General features: G+C 72.9%; 14 protein-coding genes and 1 pseudogene. 9 read left to right on the top strand and 6 right to left on the bottom strand.

Annotated elements, in window-relative coordinates:
• Window positions 1–18: 18 nt before the first annotated feature.
• The 5 genes from ACIG47_RS17425 to ACIG47_RS17445 all read right to left on the bottom strand — a co-directional run bounded on the left by ACIG47_RS17425 (window position 19) and on the right by ACIG47_RS17445 (window position 5,548).
• Window positions 19–978: a zinc-binding dehydrogenase gene (locus ACIG47_RS17425; protein ID WP_397413310.1), complete on the bottom strand. Its 960-nt coding sequence runs from the start codon at window positions 976–978 to the stop codon at window positions 19–21.
• Window positions 979–987: 9 nt separating this feature from the next.
• Window positions 988–2,220, bottom strand: a complete 1,233-nt coding sequence (locus ACIG47_RS17430; RefSeq protein ID WP_397432256.1) for a YncE family protein — start codon at window positions 2,218–2,220, stop codon at window positions 988–990.
• A gap of 79 nt (window positions 2,221–2,299) precedes the next feature.
• Window positions 2,300–2,737: a VOC family protein gene (locus ACIG47_RS17435; RefSeq protein ID WP_397432257.1), complete on the bottom strand. Its 438-nt coding sequence runs from the start codon at window positions 2,735–2,737 to the stop codon at window positions 2,300–2,302.
• Between the two features lie 40 nt (window positions 2,738–2,777).
• Window positions 2,778–4,076 (bottom strand): homoserine O-acetyltransferase, encoded by a 1,299-nt coding sequence (locus ACIG47_RS17440; protein ID WP_397413314.1) that lies wholly within the window; start codon window positions 4,074–4,076, stop codon window positions 2,778–2,780.
• A 137-nt stretch (window positions 4,077–4,213) separates the two neighbouring features.
• Window positions 4,214–5,548 (bottom strand): bifunctional o-acetylhomoserine/o-acetylserine sulfhydrylase, encoded by a 1,335-nt coding sequence (locus tag ACIG47_RS17445; protein ID WP_397432258.1) that lies wholly within the window; start codon window positions 5,546–5,548, stop codon window positions 4,214–4,216.
• A 433-nt stretch (window positions 5,549–5,981) separates the two neighbouring features.
• Here ACIG47_RS17445 and ACIG47_RS17450 point away from each other — a divergent pair, with 433 nt between their 5' ends.
• Entirely contained in the window at window positions 5,982–7,397 is a 1,416-nt protein-coding gene (locus tag ACIG47_RS17450) for a C40 family peptidase (protein ID WP_397432259.1), read from the top strand.
• Between the two features lie 158 nt (window positions 7,398–7,555).
• Here ACIG47_RS17450 and ACIG47_RS17455 read toward each other — a convergent pair whose 3' ends face one another.
• Window positions 7,556–8,056: an inorganic diphosphatase gene (locus ACIG47_RS17455; protein ID WP_119141774.1), complete on the bottom strand. Its 501-nt coding sequence runs from the start codon at window positions 8,054–8,056 to the stop codon at window positions 7,556–7,558.
• A gap of 257 nt (window positions 8,057–8,313) precedes the next feature.
• Between ACIG47_RS17455 and dacB the strand changes: the two genes are divergently transcribed.
• From dacB to folE, 8 genes and pseudogenes are all read left to right on the top strand, one after another.
• Window positions 8,314–9,777 (top strand): D-alanyl-D-alanine carboxypeptidase/D-alanyl-D-alanine-endopeptidase, encoded by a 1,464-nt coding sequence (gene dacB / locus ACIG47_RS17460; RefSeq protein WP_397413320.1) that lies wholly within the window; start codon window positions 8,314–8,316, stop codon window positions 9,775–9,777.
• Between the two features lie 33 nt (window positions 9,778–9,810).
• Window positions 9,811–10,890, top strand: coding sequence for a zinc-dependent metalloprotease (locus ACIG47_RS17465; RefSeq protein WP_397432260.1), 1,080 nt, complete (start codon window positions 9,811–9,813; stop codon window positions 10,888–10,890).
• A 13-nt stretch (window positions 10,891–10,903) separates the two neighbouring features.
• Window positions 10,904–11,158: a hypothetical protein gene (locus ACIG47_RS17470; RefSeq protein WP_397432261.1), complete on the top strand. Its 255-nt coding sequence runs from the start codon at window positions 10,904–10,906 to the stop codon at window positions 11,156–11,158.
• A gap of 1 nt (window position 11,159) precedes the next feature.
• Window positions 11,160–11,963, top strand: a pseudogene (locus tag ACIG47_RS17475) (ATP-binding protein); the annotation flags it as partial.
• 597 nt (window positions 11,964–12,560) lie between these two features.
• Entirely contained in the window at window positions 12,561–12,941 is a 381-nt protein-coding gene (locus ACIG47_RS17480; protein WP_397432313.1) for a TilS substrate-binding domain-containing protein, read from the top strand.
• Between the two features lie 3 nt (window positions 12,942–12,944).
• A complete protein-coding gene (gene hpt, locus ACIG47_RS17485) occupies window positions 12,945–13,499 on the top strand; it encodes a hypoxanthine phosphoribosyltransferase (protein ID WP_397413324.1) in 555 nt (184 codons plus the stop codon).
• Between the two features lie 183 nt (window positions 13,500–13,682).
• Window positions 13,683–15,719 (top strand): ATP-dependent zinc metalloprotease FtsH, encoded by a 2,037-nt coding sequence (gene ftsH / locus ACIG47_RS17490; protein ID WP_397413325.1) that lies wholly within the window; start codon window positions 13,683–13,685, stop codon window positions 15,717–15,719.
• A gap of 26 nt (window positions 15,720–15,745) precedes the next feature.
• Window positions 15,746–16,369 carry a GTP cyclohydrolase I FolE gene (folE, locus tag ACIG47_RS17495; protein WP_397413326.1) on the top strand — a complete coding sequence of 208 codons (624 nt, stop codon included), beginning with the start codon at window positions 15,746–15,748 and terminating at the stop codon, window positions 16,367–16,369.
• Window positions 16,370–16,447: the final 78 nt, after the last annotated feature.

Below are 16,447 nucleotides of genomic sequence, written 5' to 3' on the forward strand. Positions count from 1 at the left end.
GGCTGTCAGTGAGGAAGGTCAGGGCCGGACGACGACCTTGCCGAACTGCTCCCCCTCGTGCAGCCGGGCGAGGCCCTCCGCGGCCTTGGCGAGCGGCACCTCGGCGTCGATCACGGGGCGCACGCCCGTGCGCGCGCAGAACCGGGCGAGCGCGCCCAGGTCCTCGCGGGTGCCCATGGTGACCCCCTGGATCCGGAGCTCCTGGAAGAAGACGCGGGTCAGCTCGGCCGGGGCGGCGTCGCCCGACGTGGCCCCGCAGACCAGCACCGTGCCGCCCGGACGTACCGAGCGGACCGAGTGCGCCCACGTCGCCTGACCCACCGACTCCAGCACGGCGTCGACGCGCGCGGGCAGTCGCGCACCGGTCTCGACGGCGCCCGCCGCGCCCAGGGCGACGGCCCGCTCCCGCTTCTCCGCGGAGCGGGAGGTCACCCACACCTCCAGCCCGGCCGCCGCGCCGAGCGTGATCGCCGCCGTCGCGAGCCCGCCGCCCGCGCCCTGCACCAGCACGCGGTCGCCCGGGGCGAGGCCGCCCTTCGTGAACAGCATCGTGTACGCGGTGAGCCATGCCGTCGGCAGGCACGCGGCCTCCTCGAACGACAGCTCGGCGGGCTTCGGCACGAGGTTCGCCGTCGGCACGGCCACCCGCTCGGCGAGCGTCCCGGGGTAGCGCTCCGACAGGAGCGAGCGCGGTTCCTTCGGCCCGACGCCGTGGCCGTCGGCCCCGATGACACCGTGCACGATCACCTCGGAGCCGTCCGGGGCCACGCCGGCGGCGTCGGTGCCGAGGATCATCGGGAGCTGTTCCTCGCGCAGGCCGACGCCGCGCAGCGACCACAGGTCGTGGTGGTTCAGGCTCGCGGCCCGGACGTCCACGGTGGTCCAGTGCTCGACGGCGGCCGGCTCGGGGCGGTCGCCCACCTCCAGGCCGTCGAGAGGGCTGTCGGGCGAGAAGCGGGTCACGAAGGCGGCGAGCATGTTCTCAACCTACTCGCCGGTGGTGCCGGACCAGCCGGCGGGCACCGTGCCGAGCCGCACCCGCTGCGGGTGGTCGCCCACGGGCACGGACGTGATCTTCCGGCCCGTCGCGAAGTCGATGGAGGTCACCTGGTCGGCCGCCGACTCCGAGACGACGCACGCCGCGCCGTCGCCGGTCACGGTGGACCAGTACGGCTTCGCGACCTCGATCAAAGGCCCCTCGGCGAGCGTGGCGCGGTCGACGACCGTCGCGTAGTCGTCCATGGTTCCCGCGACGCACAGGTGCTCACCCGTGGGCTGCATCGTCAGGCCGTGGTGGCGCGAGTCGTTGACCATCTCGTCGCGGCGGCCGTCGAACACGCGCGGCAGCGTCTTGACCCGCGTGATGCGGTCGGCGGCGACGTCGTACTCCAGGAACCCGCCGAAGAACGAGACCTGGAAGTAGAGCGTCGACTCGTCGGGGCTGAACGTGGCGGGGCGGACGGCGTCGGACAGGTGGCCGAGCCCCGCGTCGTCGAGCCGGTCGCGCATGTCGATCTCGCGCACCACCTCGAACGTCTCGGCGTCGGCGACGGTGATGACGCGGTCGCCCTTGAGGAAGTCGAGCGCCGGGTCGTCCAGGTCGTTGTTCACCTCGCCGATCGACATGTTCCAGATCAGGCCGTCGGCCGTGTAGACGTTCTCGTGCGGCTTGTCGCCCGTGGGGAACGAGCCGGCCTCCTCGCCGGTCTCGATGTCCAGCACGTGCACCCGGTTGCCGGTCGAGGCCGAGACGGCGACCTGCGTCCCGTCGGGCGACACCGCCATGTGGTCGGCCCGCAGGCCCGACACCGGGAACCGCCACTCGACCTCGCCCGTGGCGAGGCTGATGGAGACGACGTCGGCGAAGCTCGGCCGGGACACCACCAGGGACGTGCCGTCGGGAGTGGTGTACATGTCGTCGGCGAACTGGTCGTGGCCCTCGCCGACGGTCTCCCGGATGACCAGGAACGCCGCCAGCCGGATCGGGTCCTGGTAGATCTCGCGCATCCGCTGCTCGTGGTCGGGGATCACGTCGATCTCGCCGACCGGGGTGAGGTCCGCGCCGGAGGACAGCACGGAGGCCGTGCCGTCCCAGTTGTTGGCGACGAACAGCACCTCGCGCGGGGGCGGGTCGGCGTGCGCGGGTGCGGAGGCGGTGGCCGCGGCGGACACCGCGAGGCCGAGCGAGGTAAGGATGGAGAGTGCACGGCGCTGTGTCACTGGACGCTCCTCTTCGTCGGGCCGGTCGGCTCCGACCGGCCCGACGAAGGTTACTGGAGTCAGGTTCAGTAACGAAAGATCACCCGGCGGACTGCTCCGTGGCGATGTCGAACATCCAGGAGATGCCGAACCTGTCCGTGAGCGCCCCGTAGTAGTCGCCCCACGGCGCGAGCTCGAGCGGCTGGCCCGGCGTCGCGCCGTCGGACAGCTTCTCGAAGGCGCCCTTGATGTACTCGTGGTCGTCCGGGCCGCCCGTCAGGGCGACGGTCACGCCCGCGGACGGCGCCACGTACTCCATGAACGACGGCGTGTCCGCCGCCATGATGGTGAGCCCGCCCGGGGTGTCGAGCTGGCCGTGCATGACGAGGTCCTTGTCCTCGTCGGGTGTGGGCATCCCCTCCATCGGGGTTCCACCGAAGGTGCTGACGTCCAGCTCGCCGCCGAGCACGGACTGGTAGAAGGCCAGAGCATCCTTGGCCTCGGACCGGAAGCTGAGGTACGGATTGAGCTTTGCCATGCGTCCACGCTAAGCCTGGTGCCGCCGGGCCGCCGGATGGTTACCCGAGGAACTCACCGACCATCGGGCCGATCTGGTCGGCCTCCACCAGGAACCCGTCGTGGCCCACGTCGCTCGTCACGATCCGCAGCGGTTCCGCGCCCGGGATCCACTGGGCGAGCCGCGCGGACTGCTGCGGGGGGAACAGCCGGTCGCTGTCCACGGCCACCACGAGCGTCCGCGCGGTGACCTGGCTGAGTGCGGCCTCGACGCCGCCGCGGTCCCGGCCCAGGTCGTGGGACAGCATCGACTCCGTGAGCACCAGGTAGGAGTTGGCGTCGAACCGGCGGGCCAGCTTGTCGCCGTGGTGGTCCAGGTACGACTGGACGGCGAAGCGGCCGCCCGAGAACGGGTCCTCGCCACCCTGCGGCAGGCGGCCGAAGCGCTGGTCCAGCTCGTAGCCCGTGCGGTACGTCGTGTGCGCGATCTGCCGGGCGATGCCCAGGCCGGCGTGGGGGCCGTCGTCGTCGGCCGCGTCGTAGTAGTCGCCGCCGCGGAAGCGCGGGTCCATGCGGATCGCGGCGAGCTGCGGGTGTGCCCAGGCGATCTGGTCACCGCCGGTCTGCGCCGTGGTCGCGATGGCGGCGAGGTTGCGCACCTCGATGCCGGCCTCCGGCCCCAGCAGCGCCCACTCCAGCACGCGGAGCCCGCCCATCGAGGCGCCGATGACGAGATCCCAGGAGCGGATGCCCAGCTCCCGGGTCAGAGCGATCTCCACGGCGACCTGGTCCCGGGTGGTCACGTACGGGAAGCGGCCGCCCCAGGGGCGCCCGTCGTGCGCCGTGGACGAGGGCCCCGTGGTGCCCTGGCAGCCGCCCAGCGCGTTGGGTGCCACCACGAAGTACCGGTCGGTGTCGATGGGCCGGCCCGGGCCGACCATCTGCGACCACCAGCCGGCCGTCGGGTGACCGGGACCGGCGTCGCCCACGACGTGGGAGTCGCCGGTCAGGGCGTGCAGCACGAGCACCGCGTTCGAGCCGTCGGCGTTCAGGGTGCCCCACGTCTCGTAGGCCACGCGGACGTCGGGCAGCCGCCCTCCGGCCTCGAGCTCGAACGTGCCGACGTCGGCGAACTGCCGGCGGCCCGGGTCGTCGCCCTCGCGCCACGCGCCGCTCGGCGGCACCGGGGGCTTGCTCCGGGAGCGCGAGGTCTCGACCGGTCCTGCCGGGCGCGGTGCCGTGACGTCACCGCCGGACGTGCCCTCGGGCACGGGGAACGGTACGCGCGCCGTGCGGACCTCGGGATCGTGGACGTCGGCGTCCAGGGCACCGTGAGCGGCCTCCGGGGTGGTGATGGCCATGGCTCCTCCTGCGGCTCGGGATGGTGAGCCCAGGGTGGTGAGCTCGGGGTGGGTGCCTCGCGGTCGTGCTCGCGGGACACGCCCGGGGCGGGCACCGGAGGGTTCTCCGGTGCCCGCCCCGGGCGTGGACGGGTCGATCAGCGCTCCTCGCCGAGGAGGTTCTTCGCGGCGGTGAAGCCGAGCTCCAGGTCGGCCAGGATGTCCTCCACGTTCTCCAGGCCCACCGCGAGGCGGACCAGGCCGGGCGTCACGCCCGACAGGGCCTGCTCCTCCGGCGTGAGCTGGGAGTGCGTGGTGGACGCGGGGTGGATCACGAGCGAGCGGACATCGCCGATGTTCGCCACGTTGGAGTGCAGCTGCAGAGCCGAGACGAAGGCCTGGCCCGCCTCGGTACCACCGTCGAGCTCGAAGGCGAGCACGGCGCCCGCACCCTTCGGCGCGTACTTCTGGGCGTTGCCGTACCAGGGCGAGCTCGGCAGGCCCGCGTAGTGGACGCCGCGGACGTCGTCCCGGGCCTCCAGCCATCCCGCGACGTGCTGGGCGTTGGCGACGTGCCGCTCCACCCGCAGGGACAGGGTCTCCAGACCCTGGGCCAGCAGGAAGGCGTTGAACGGGGAGATGGCCGCGCCGAGGTCGCGCAGGAGCTGGACGCGGGCCTTGAGCACGAACGCCAGGTTGGCGCCCAGTGCGCCGTCGACGCCGAGGTCGCGCGCGAAGACGAGGCCGTTGTAGCTCGGGTCCGGCGTGTTGAAGCCGGGGAACCGCTCCGGGTCGGCCGCGAAGTCGAACCGGCCGCCGTCGACGATCACGCCGCCGATGGCGCTGCCGTGCCCGCCCAGGTACTTGGTCGCGGAGTGCACCACGATGTCGGCGCCGTGCTCGAACGGGCGGATGAGGTACGGCGTGGCCACGGTGTTGTCGACGATCAGCGGCACGCCCGCCTCGTGGGCCGCGGCCGCGACACCCTCGATGTCGAGCACGTCGGAGCGCGGGTTCGGGATGGTCTCGCCGAAGAACGCCTTGGTGTTCGGGCGGACGGCGGCGCGCCAGGCGTCGAGGTCGTGCGGGTCGTCCACGAACGTGGTCTCGATGCCGAACTTCGGCAGCGTGTGGTGCAGCAGGTTGTAGGTGCCGCCGTACAGGCTGGCGGACGCGACGACGTGGTCGCCCGCCTGCGCGAGGTTGAGGATCGCGAGCGACTCGGCGGCCTGGCCCGACGCCACCAGGAGCGCGCCGACGCCGCCCTCCAGGCTGGCGATCCGGTCCTCGACCACCTGCTGCGTCGGGTTGCCGATGCGGGTGTAGATGGGACCGAGGTCCTTCAGTGCGAACCGGTCGGCGGCGACCCCCGCGTCGGGGAACACGAACGACGTCGTCTGGTAGATCGGCAGCGCGCGGGCGCCGGTGGTGGGGTCCGGCTCCTGGCCGGCGTGGATCTGGCGGGTCTCGAACGACCACTGGGGCTGCGTCATGGCTCTCCTGCTTCCTGGACGAGGTGGCGGTGCATCGGGCGGACTGCTTCTGGCGGACTGGCAGAGACGTGCCGCGGCGTGCCCCCAGGGGGCCTGCGCATCAGGAGGTGGGTCCGCGGCGGGCTGGCGCGCACGCGGATGTCCGGCCGAGCGGCCGAGGGCAGGCGAACGTGCGCTGGGTCAACAACACATTCGACGAGTCATGGGTGAGACCGTAGACGGCCGCGAGCGGGGCCGAAACCCGTGTCTTGTATTTTGAGATTCGAAAATGAGACAGTTGCCGGCTCGCGGGTGCTGGCGCGCCCTTGGTGCACCGTTTGCCTTCCGGTAGCGCGAACCGGCGCCGTGGGTCACATTGGTCGATGACATCGGAGTGATTCACAGGATCTGCGCAAGGCGACACGCCGGGAGCGCGCCGATCGGAAGGGGGATCATGGGACAGGTTCGACACGGGAGCGGCCACGGCGCGGTGCTGGTGATCCGTGCGCTCGCGGCGGCGGTGCTCGCACTCGGGCTGGTGATCCCCTGGGGCCCGGTGGCCAAGGCCGATCCGCCCGCGGACCCGCCGTCGGCACCCTCCGAGCAGGAGGCGCAGGCCGCCCGTGACGCGGTCGCGGCCGGGACCCTCGACGTCCGGCAGGCCGAGGCGGCGCTCGTCGCGCTCCGCACCGAGCTCGAGGCGGCCCAGGTGCGGGTGCAGATGGCCGCGGCCGACTATGCCGAGGCGCAGCAGGCCGTCCAGGAGGCACAGCGGGAGGTGGCCGAGGCCCGCGCGGCGGCCGAGAAGGCGCACGCCGGCGAGGTGGCCGCCCGCGGGAGCCTGGCGGAGGTCTATCGCGCCTCTGCCCGCGACGACGGCCTGGGGTCGCTCGGTGTCGCCCTCGAGGCCGAGTCGGTGCCGGACATGGTGGGGCGCAGCGCCGCCGAGCGCGCGGTGCAGCGCAAGCTCGGGGGGTCGCTGGCCGAGTACCAGGAGGCGCGGGCGGCCTCGGAGTCCGCCGACGCGCGGTGGACGGCGGCCAAGGCCCACCGGGACGCCGCCGCGGCCCAGGCGGAGTCGGCGTTCGACGCGGCGCAGACGGCCGCCGCCGACCTCGCCGCGCGGACGCAGGCCGCCGAGGTCCAGCGGCAGGCCCTCGTCGAGCGGCTCGCGCAGCTGCGGCGCACGAGCGTGGAGATCGAGCGGCAGCGGGAGGAGGCGCGGGCCGCGGCCGAGGCTGCCGCCCGGGAGGCCGCCGCGAAGGCGGAGCTCGAACGGCAGCAGGCGGCCAGGGAGGCCGCGGAGGCGGCGGAGGCGGCGGCCCAGGAAGAGGCTGCCGCATCGTCGGGGGACGAGGAGGCCTCCGGTGCGGAGGGCCCGGACGGCCCCGGGGCGGGTGACACGGCCTCCTCGGCGGAGGGCTCGTCGGGCGGATCGGTCGCCCCGCCGGCGCCGCCGGTCCTCGTCGGCCCGCCCACGTCCGGGGTGTCCACCGGGTCCGCGGACCGCGGCTACGGTGCGGTGGCCTGGGCGCGGACCCGGATCGGGGCGCCCTACCTGCTCGGGGCGGCGGGGCCCACCGCCTACGACTGCTCGGGCCTGACCATGATGTCGTGGGCGAGCCAGGGCGTGGACATCACGCGGACGTCGCGGTCGCAGTACCTCGCGGTCGGCAAGGTCGGGTACGACGCCCTCCGGCCGGGTGACCTCATCTTCTACGGTTCGAACCCGGCAGACCCGTCGTCGATCTACCACGTCGCGATGTACTCGGGCGGCGGCATGATGATCGAGGCAACGCTGCCCGGCTACCCGCTCGCGGAGAACCCGCTGCGCCTGTCCGGCGCGATGCCCTACGCGGGCCGCCCGTAACCCGCCGACCCCGCCGAGCCTGCCGGCCCGCCGAGCCTGCCGGCCCCGCCGGCCCCGCCGAGACAGAGCTGGGGCGGAGCGACCCGCTCGGTCGCTCCGCCCCAGCTCTGTCTCGCCCCGGTCCTGTCTCGCCCCAGGTCCGTCTCGGCGCGTCGGGCTCAGTGCTTGTCGTAGTAGCCCGTGTCCTTGGCGCGCTGGATCGAGCGCACGATCTCGGCCTCGGCGTCCGCGCGGCCCACCCAGTGGGCGCCCTCGACCGACTTGCCCGGCTCGAGGTCCTTGTAGACCTCGAAGAAGTGCTGGATCTCCAGGCGGTGGAAGTCCGAGACGTCGTCGATGTCCTGGCGCCACGCGGCACGCTGGTCACCCGTCGGCACGCACAGCACCTTGTCGTCGCCGCCGGCCTCGTCCCGCATGCGGAACATGCCCAGCGCGCGGCACTTGATCAGGCAGCCGGGGAAGGTCGGCTCCTCCAGCAGGACCAGTGCGTCCAGCGGGTCGCCGTCCTCGCCGAGGGTGCCCTCGATGAAGCCGTAGTCGTCGGGGTAGCGCGTCGAGGTGAAGAGCATGCGGTCGAGGCGGATGCGTCCGGTCTCGTGATCCACCTCGTACTTGTTCCGCTGACCCTTGGGGATCTCGATCGTGACGTCGAACTCCACGCCGATGTGCTCCAGTTCTCGAAGATGGTCGCCGAAGTGACTTACCGCGGCGGCGGCCTTGCGCCCGTCCAGTGTGCCACGGGTCCTGTGTCCCGACCGTGACCTGTGGTCAGGACCACTCTCCGTGTTGGGCATAATTCGCAGCGTGCGCGTCGCGCGCGTGAGCCACGCGCGCGAGCGGGTGAAATTTCCCGCGGATCGACCTCGCCGTACCGGTCACCCGGTTTGCCGCGACTAGAGTTGCAGATGGCTCTTACGTGACGATCGAGAGGATGCCCATGGAGTGGGGGTTGCGCTCCGGCGCTGCCGTCGCCGCGGTCGTCGCGCTGTTCGGCGGGTACCTCGTCGCCGACGCCTACGACATGGTCCCCGGCATGCTCACCACGGCCGAGCCGTGGCCCGAGCCCAACCCCTTCCCGACGGCTCCCGGAGCGGTCGAGGGTCCCGCCCCCGCCGCGCTCCTGAGCGGCCTGCCCGACGACGCCCCCGTGCCCGACAGCGTGGAGATGCAGCGGCTGGTCTCGGGCCTGGCCAAGGACAAGCGGCTGGGTTCGCGCGTCGGCGTCGTGGTGGCCGACGGGGCGTCGGGCGAGGTGCTGGGCTCCTCCAGCCCCGACAAGCTGATGACCCCTGCCTCCACGCAGAAGCTGTTCACCGGCGTCGCCGCGCTGTCGGCGTTCCCCGCGGACTCCACGCTGGACACCAAGGCGGTGCTCGTCGGCGACAACACCGTCGTGCTCGTGGGTGCGGGGGACATGATGCTCGCGGCGGGCCACGGCGACCCGGACGCCGTCAACGGCCGCGCCGGGCTCGCCGACCTCGCCCAGCAGGTCGCCGCCCGGGTCAAGGTCACCGGCACCACCCAGGTGCGCGTCGCGCTGGACGACACGCTCTTCACCGGCGACGACATCGCGCCGACCGTGGCCAGCCCCGACATCGCGGCCGGGTACATCGCCCCCGTCTCCTCCCTGGGTGTCAACGTGGGCCTGCTGTCCGACGGGTACAGCGACAACGGGCCCCGCGCGTCCGACCCCGGCAAGTACGCCGCCGAGGCCTTCGCCGCGGCGCTGGAGGACGAGGGCCTCACGACCGCGGGTGCCGTGGTCGACGAGACCGCGCCTGCCGACGCGCAGGTGCTCGGCCAGGTCAGCTCGGCGCCGCTGGGCGACGTCGTCGGGTTCGCCATGCAGTACTCGGACAACACGATCACCGAGGTGCTCGGGCGCCTCGTCGCCGTGGACGCCGGGCTGCCCGGCTCGAACGACGGCGCGACGCAGGCCGTGATCACCGCCGCGAAGGGGCTCGGCGTCGACATGACGGGCGCGCGGCTGCGCGACTGCTCGGGGCTCGGTGACGGCTCTTACCTGAGCTCCGAACAGCTCGTGGACCTGCTGGAGGTCATGGTCGACCCGGCCCACCCGACCCTGCGCAGCGAGGCGGTGGGCATGCCCGTCGCGGGCCTGTCGGGCACGCTCGACACCAGCCACGGCCGGTTCTCCGGCGACAACCCCGCCCGCGGCCTGGCCCGCGCCAAGACGGGGAGCCTGCCCAAGGTCCGGGCGCTCGCGGGCACGGTGGTCACGGCCGACGACCGGCTCCTGGTCTTCTCGATCCTGGCCGACGCCATCCCGGCCGACAAGACCGTGGGCGCCACCTGGATCTACGACGACTTCGTGGGTCAGCTCGCGAGCTACAGCGCGCTCCCGGCCCAGGGCGGCTGACGCGGCCCGGGCCGTGACCGTTACCGTGGTCCGGTGACCCAGGCCTCCACCGCCCCGCAGGTCGTCGACTGGACGGCGGCAGCACAGATCGCCGGGCGCCTCTCGCCGCCCGGTCCCCGGGCTCCCCGGGAGGAGCTCGCCGCCCTGGTGAGCGGATTGCGCTCGGCAGCGGGGAACGCCGTCGGGCACGTGCTGGAGACCACGCGCATGCAACCGGCTGCAGGAGCGGGCGAGGCGCTGGGCCCGGTCGCCGTCGTGGACCGCGCCACGTGGGCACGCGCCAACACGCAGTCCATGGCCGTCATGACCGACGGGCTGGGCGCCGTCGTCGCCGAGATCTCGAAGGGCGCCACCTCCGCCGGGGCCCAGCTCGCCGGCGCCGCGGAGATCGGGGCGGTCCTCGCGCTGCTCAGCGGCCGGGTCCTGGGCCAGTTCGACCCGTACTCCGGTCCCGGCCGGCTCCTGCTCGTCGCGCCCAACGTGCTCCAGGCCGAGCGCGCACTGCACGTCCCCGTCCGGGACTTCCGGCTCTGGGTGTGCCTCCACGAGCAGACGCACGCCCTGCAGTTCGCCGCGGCGCCCTGGCTCGCCGAGCACCTCAGCGGCCGCACGCGGCACCTGGTGGCCGGGATGGCGCGCACGTCCGCGGAGCTGGCCAAGGCCCGGTTCGACAAGAAGGTCGTGGCGATCGGCCGGTCCGTCCTGGACGCCCTGCGAGGCGACGGCGGCACCCTCATGGACGGCATGCTCACCCACGACCAGAAGGCCGAGCTCGCCGACATCACCGCCGTCATGGCCCTCCTGGAGGGGCACGCCGACGTGATGATGGACGCCGTCGGGCCGCGCGTGGTGCCGTCGGTGCGGCGCATCCGCGCACGGTTCGAGCGCCGGCGCGACGGCGAGGGGCGCAACACCTTCGACGTGGTGATCCAGAAGCTGCTCGGCATGGACGCCAAGCTCGCCCAGTACCGCGACGGGGCGGCGTTCGTGCGTTCCGTGGAACGGGCCGTGGGGCGCGACGGGCTGAACGCCGTGTGGGCCGCCCCGGAGAACCTGCCGAGCGCCCGCGAGATCGCCGACGCCCGGGCATGGGTGCGGCGGGTGCACGGGTGACGAGGGGGCGCTGATGAGGGTTCGGGGCGCCGTGCCGGACTGCCGGGTGGCGGCGGGCCGTGCGCCGGACTGCCGGGTGGCGGCGGCGGGCCGGGCGCCGGACTGCCGGGTGGCGGCGGCGGGCCGGGCGCCGGTCCGCCGGGTGGCGGCGGCGGGCCGTGCGCCGGACTGCCGGGTGGCGGCGGCGGGCCGGGCGCCGGTCCGCCGGGTGGCGGCGGCCGGCCGGGCGCCGGTCCGCCGGGTCGTGCCCGACGGCGGGAGGCGCTGACGTGGCCCGCGTCGACCCGGCCGTCGCCGCGGCCCGGAACGCTGTCCGGGCGGTGCTGGCGGAGCTCGGCCCGGACGAGCTCGTGCTGGTGGCGTGCTCCGGCGGGGCCGACAGTCTGGCGCTCGCGGCGGTCACGGCGTACGAGGCCCGGCGGGTCGGCCGCTCCGTGCGCTCGCGGGGGTACGCCGTGCGGGCGGGCGCGGTGATCGTGGACCACGGTCTCCAGCCGGGCTCCGCGCAGATTGCCGAGCGCGCGGCCGCGCAGTGCCGCGCCCTGGGCCTGTCCCCGGTGCTGATCCGCCCCGCGGCCTGGCGGCCCGGCCCGCCGCCGGCTGGGTCTGCCCCGGCGGCCGCCGACCGGGCTGGTGTGGAAGGGGCGGGTGCGGACGGGGCTGGTGTGGACGGGGCTGGTGTGGACGGGGCGGGTGCGGACGGGGCTCGTGTGGACCGGGCTGGTGTCGAACGTGGGGAAGCTCGCTCCATGGCGGCTCATGGGGCGACGGTGTCTACGTTCGGCTCGGACGGACCCGAGGGGGAGGCCCGGGAAGCTCGGTACGGCGCCATCGAGGGAGTCGCCGGGGAGGTGGGGGCGCGGATCGTGCTGCTCGGGCACACCCTCGACGACCAGGCGGAACAGGTGCTGCTGGGCCTCGCCCGGGGCGCCGGAGCCCGGTCGCTGGCCGGCATGCCCCGCGAGCGCGGCATCTTCCGTCGGCCGTTCCTCGGTCTGCGGCGGGTGCAGACCGAGGCGGTGTGCGCCGCGCACGGGCTGGACTTCTGGACGGACCCGACGAACCTGCTGCCCCCTGCTGATTTCCCGCCGGGGGCCGGCGACGCTGCTGACTTCCCGTCGGGGGGCGGTGAGGTTGCTGGTTCCTCGCCGGGAGCCGGTGAGGTTGCTGGTTCCTCGCCGGGAGCCGGTGAGGTTGCTGGTTCCTCGCCGGGAGCCGGTGACGCTGCTGATTTCTCGCCGGGAACCGGTGACGCTGCTGACTTCCCGCCGGGGGCCGGCGATGCTTCGCGCCCCGATCGGTCCCTTGCTGATTCTCCACGGTCAGATCGGTCGGTTGCCTCGAGATCGGTCCATCGGGCGACCGATCTCGAGGCAAGGGACCGAAGCCGCACGCAATTGCCAGCAAGGGACCGACCGGGCAGTGCGGACCGGGCGTTCGTGCCGCTGCGGTCGCAGGTGCGCGGGCGGGTGCTTCCCGTGCTGGAGGAGACCTTGGGCCCCGGTGTGGCAGAGGCTCTCGCGCGCACCGCGGACCAGCTCCGCGACGACGCCGACCTGCTGGACGCGCTCGCCGCCGACCTCCTGGAGCGGGCTGGTGTCGACGCTCCGGAACCCGCCCACGGCACCGCAGAACCTGCCCACGCTGCCCCGGAACCTGCCCTCGACACCGTGACGCCCGGCCACGGCACACCCACCTACGGCACACCCACCCGCAATACCTCGGCACGCGCCCGCGACACCCCGGAACCCGCCCACACCAAGGACCTGACCCTCGACGCCACCCTGCTCCACGACGCCCACCCCGCGCTGCGCCGTCGTGCGCTGCGGCTTGCCGCGCTCGCCGTCGGCTGCCCGCCGTCGGACACCTCCGCGCGGCACGTGGACGCCCTGGACGCGCTCGTCGTGGCGTGGGCCGGTCAGGGGCCGGTCCACCTGCCGGGTGGCGCACGGGCCCGTCGCGCGTGTGGCAGGCTTTTCCTGCGCGCCGCGCCGACCGACGTACCGGACGGCAGGACCGGCGTCCGGCCCCCCAGCACAACCCAGGAGTGACCCGTGGACCAGTCCGACGTCGGCACCGACCTCGCAGAGGTGCTGCTCACCGAGGAGCAGCTCACCAAGAAGCTGGACGAGATGGCAGCCCAGATCGACGCGGACTACGCGGGCAAGGACCTGCTCCTGGTCGGTGTCCTCAAGGGTGCGGTCATGGTCATGGCCGACCTGTCCCGGCGCCTGCACCACCCGGTCCAGATGGACTGGATGGCGGTGTCGTCGTACGGGTCGGGCACCAAGTCGTCGGGCGTGGTCCGCATCCTCAAGGACCTCGACGCCGACCTGACGGGCCGCAACGTGCTCATCGTCGAGGACATCATCGACTCGGGGCTCACGCTGTCCTGGCTCGTGTCGAACCTGCGCTCGCGCGGTCCGGAGTCGGTCGAGATCGCCTCGATGCTGCGCAAGCCCGACGCCGCGCAGGCCGACGTCGAGGTCAAGTACCTCGGGTACGACATCCCCAACGAGTTCGTCGTGGGGTACGGCCTCGACTACGCCGAGAACTATCGGAACCTGCCGTTCGTTGCCACCCTGGCACCGCACGTCTACGGGGGCTGAGATACCAGCACCTGACGACCCCGCGAGTGCCCGTCCCGGGCGGTTCGTCACGTCTGGGCGAGGTGTGGCCCAGGCATCACATGCTCTGGGCGAACACTCGGGGCTCCTCCCAGGGAGACCATGTAGTTTCGACGGAAACATACTGCGCGAGCGGAGGGAAACGGGGCCTGGTCCCCGTCGCCGATGAACATCAAGAAGCTTCTGAGTGGGCCGGTCATCTGGATCCTGGTCGCCCTGGTCGTGGTGACCCTGGCCATCTCGGCACTGAATCAGCCCAGCGTCTCCCGCATCGAGACGTCGCAGGGCATCGAGCTGCTCGAGGGCGGCACGGTCAAGCACGCGCTCATGGTCGACGGCGAGCAGCGGGTCGAGCTCGAGCTCACCAAGGCGTACAAGTCGACCGAGGGTGAGGGCGAGGACGCCGAGGAGGTCGACCACGGCAAGACGGTCGAGTTCTTCTACACGCAGCCCCAGGGCGACCGCCTCGAGGACGCGATCGTGAAGGCCGACCCGGCCGACGGGTTCAACTCGGAGGTGCCGCAGCCCAGCTTCTGGTCCTCCATGCTGTCGGTGCTGATCCCGTTCCTCCTGATCGGCGTCGTGTTCTGGTTCCTGCTCTCGCGGGCCCAGGGCGGCGGCAACCGGGTCATGGGCTTCGGCAAGTCCAAGGCCAAGCTCGCCAGCAAGGACACCCCGCAGGTGACGTTCGCCGACGTCGCCGGCGTGGACGAGGCCGTGGAGGAGCTGCAGGAGATCAAGGAGTTCCTGCAGGAGCCGGCGAAGTTCCAGGCCGTCGGCGCCAAGATCCCCAAGGGCGTGCTGCTGTACGGTCCGCCCGGTACCGGTAAGACGCTGATCGCGCGCGCCGTCGCGGGCGAGGCCGGCGTGCCGTTCTACTCGATCTCCGGCTCGGACTTCGTCGAGATGTTCGTCGGCGTGGGCGCCAGCCGTGTGCGTGACCTGTTCGAGCAGGCCAAGCAGAACTCCCCGGCGATCATCTTCGTGGACGAGATCGACGCCGTCGGCCGCCACCGCGGTGCCGGCATGGGCGGCGGGCACGACGAGCGCGAGCAGACCCTGAACCAGATGCTCGTCGAGATGGACGGCTTCGACGTCAAGACGAACGTCATCCTCATCGCCGCGACCAACCGTCCCGACATCCTCGACCCGGCGCTGCTGCGGCCGGGCCGCTTCGACCGCCAGGTCGCCGTGGAGGCCCCGGACCTCAAGGGTCGCGAGGCCATCCTCCATGTGCACGCGCAGGGCAAGCCGATGGTCCCGGAGGTGGACCTCGCGGCCGTCGCCCGGCGCACCCCGGGCTTCACGGGTGCCGACCTGGCGAACGTGCTCAACGAGGCCGCGCTGCTCACCGCCCGCAGCGGCGCGCAGCTCATCGACGACCGCGCGCTGGACGAGGCGATCGACCGCGTCGTGGCCGGGCCGCAGAAGCGCACCCGCGTTATGAACGTCAAGGAGCAGAAGATCACCGCGTACCACGAGGGCGGCCACGCCCTGGTGGCGGCCGCGATGCGCTACACGGACCCCGTGACCAAGGTGACGATCCTGCCGCGCGGCCGGGCCCTGGGCTACACCATGGTCATGCCGCTCGAGGACAAGTACTCGACCACGCGCAACGAGCTGCTCGACCAGCTCGCCTATGCGATGGGCGGCCGGGTGGCCGAGGAGATCGTGTTCCACGACCCCACCACGGGCGCGTCGAACGACATCGAGAAGGCCTCCGCCATCGCCCGCAAGATGGTCACCGAGTACGGCATGAGCGAGAAGATCGGCGCCATCAAGCTCGGCACGAGCGGCGGTGAGCCGTTCCTCGGCCGCGACTACGGCCACGAGCGGGACTACTCCGAGTCGGTGGCCGGCACCATCGACGAGGAGGTGCGCAAGTTCGTCGAGGCCGCGCACGACGAGGCGTGGGAGGTGCTGACCCAGCACCGCGACGTGCTCGACGACCTGGTGCTGCGGCTGCTCGACAAGGAGACGCTGAACCAGAAGGAGCTGGAGGAGGTCTTCCGGCCCGTCCAGAAGCGCCCTGCGCGCGACGTCTGGCTGTCCAGCGAGCAGCGCACCGTGCACACGCGTGGTCCGGTGCTGACGCCCAAGGAGCTGGCCGCCCAGAACGGCCACTCCGTGGTGCCGCAGGACGAGGCGGTGCTGGACGTGGCGCCCCCGACGGACGCGGCGCCCACGGACTCGCCGAACTGAGCACGAACGACGACCGGAGCAGCACCATGACCGACAGGTCAGTCACCCCCGTGACGGCGCCCGTGCGGCGTCCGGCGGACATCCCGCCGTACGACGCCGCACGGGCCGAGGCGGCCGTGCGGGAGTTCCTCCTCGCGGTCGGCGAGGACCCGGACCGCGAGGGCCTGCGCGAGACGCCGGCCCGCGTGGCCCGGGCGTACCAGGAGATCTTCGCCGGCTTGCGCCAGGAAGCCGGCGACGTGCTGACCACCACCTTCGACCTCGGGCACGAGGAGATGGTGCTGGTCAAGAACATCGAGGTGTACTCCACCTGTGAGCACCACCTGGTGCCGTTCCACGGCGTCGCGCACGTGGGCTACATCCCCAACGTCGACGGGCGCATCACGGGCCTGAGCAAGCTGGCCCGGCTCGTCGAGGTCTACGCGCGCCGCCCGCAGGTGCAGGAGCGCATGACCACCCAGATCGCGGACTCCCTCGTGGAGATCCTCGAACCGCGCGGCGTGCTCGTCGTGGTCGAGTGCGAGCACCTGTGCATGTCCATGCGGGGCGTCCGCAAGCCCGGATCGCGGACCATCACGTCCGCGGTGCGCGGCGTCATGCGCGACGCCGCCACCCGCGCCGAGGCGATGAGCCTCATCGCGGGGAAGTGACGGTGGCCCCCACCACCGGCCATCGGGCCCGGGACGCCCGGGTGCTCGGCCTGCCGGAGCTGTCCGGGGTGGGGCGCA

It is taken from the genome of Promicromonospora sp. NPDC052451 (assembly GCF_044547525.1).
Taxonomy (GTDB): Bacteria; Actinomycetota; Actinomycetes; order Actinomycetales; family Cellulomonadaceae; genus Promicromonospora.

Excerpts from the sequence above, each read along its gene's own strand:
- ACIG47_RS17425 (WP_397413310.1), bottom strand. The coding sequence starts at position 978 with ATGCTCGCCGCCTTCGTGACCCGCTTCTCGCCCGACAGCCCTCTCGAC.
- ACIG47_RS17435 (WP_397432257.1), bottom strand. The coding sequence starts at position 2,737 with ATGGCAAAGCTCAATCCGTACCTCAGCTTCCGGTCCGAGGCCAAGGAT.
- ACIG47_RS17440 (WP_397413314.1), bottom strand. The coding sequence starts at position 4,076 with ATGGCCATCACCACCCCGGAGGCCGCTCACGGTGCCCTGGACGCCGAC.
- ACIG47_RS17445 (WP_397432258.1), bottom strand. The coding sequence starts at position 5,548 with ATGACGCAGCCCCAGTGGTCGTTCGAGACCCGCCAGATCCACGCCGGC.
- ACIG47_RS17450 (WP_397432259.1), top strand. The coding sequence starts at position 5,982 with ATGGGACAGGTTCGACACGGGAGCGGCCACGGCGCGGTGCTGGTGATC.
- ACIG47_RS17470 (WP_397432261.1), top strand. The coding sequence starts at position 10,904 with ATGAGGGTTCGGGGCGCCGTGCCGGACTGCCGGGTGGCGGCGGGCCGT.
- ftsH (WP_397413325.1), top strand. The coding sequence starts at position 13,683 with ATGAACATCAAGAAGCTTCTGAGTGGGCCGGTCATCTGGATCCTGGTC.
- folE (WP_397413326.1), top strand. The coding sequence starts at position 15,746 with ATGACCGACAGGTCAGTCACCCCCGTGACGGCGCCCGTGCGGCGTCCG.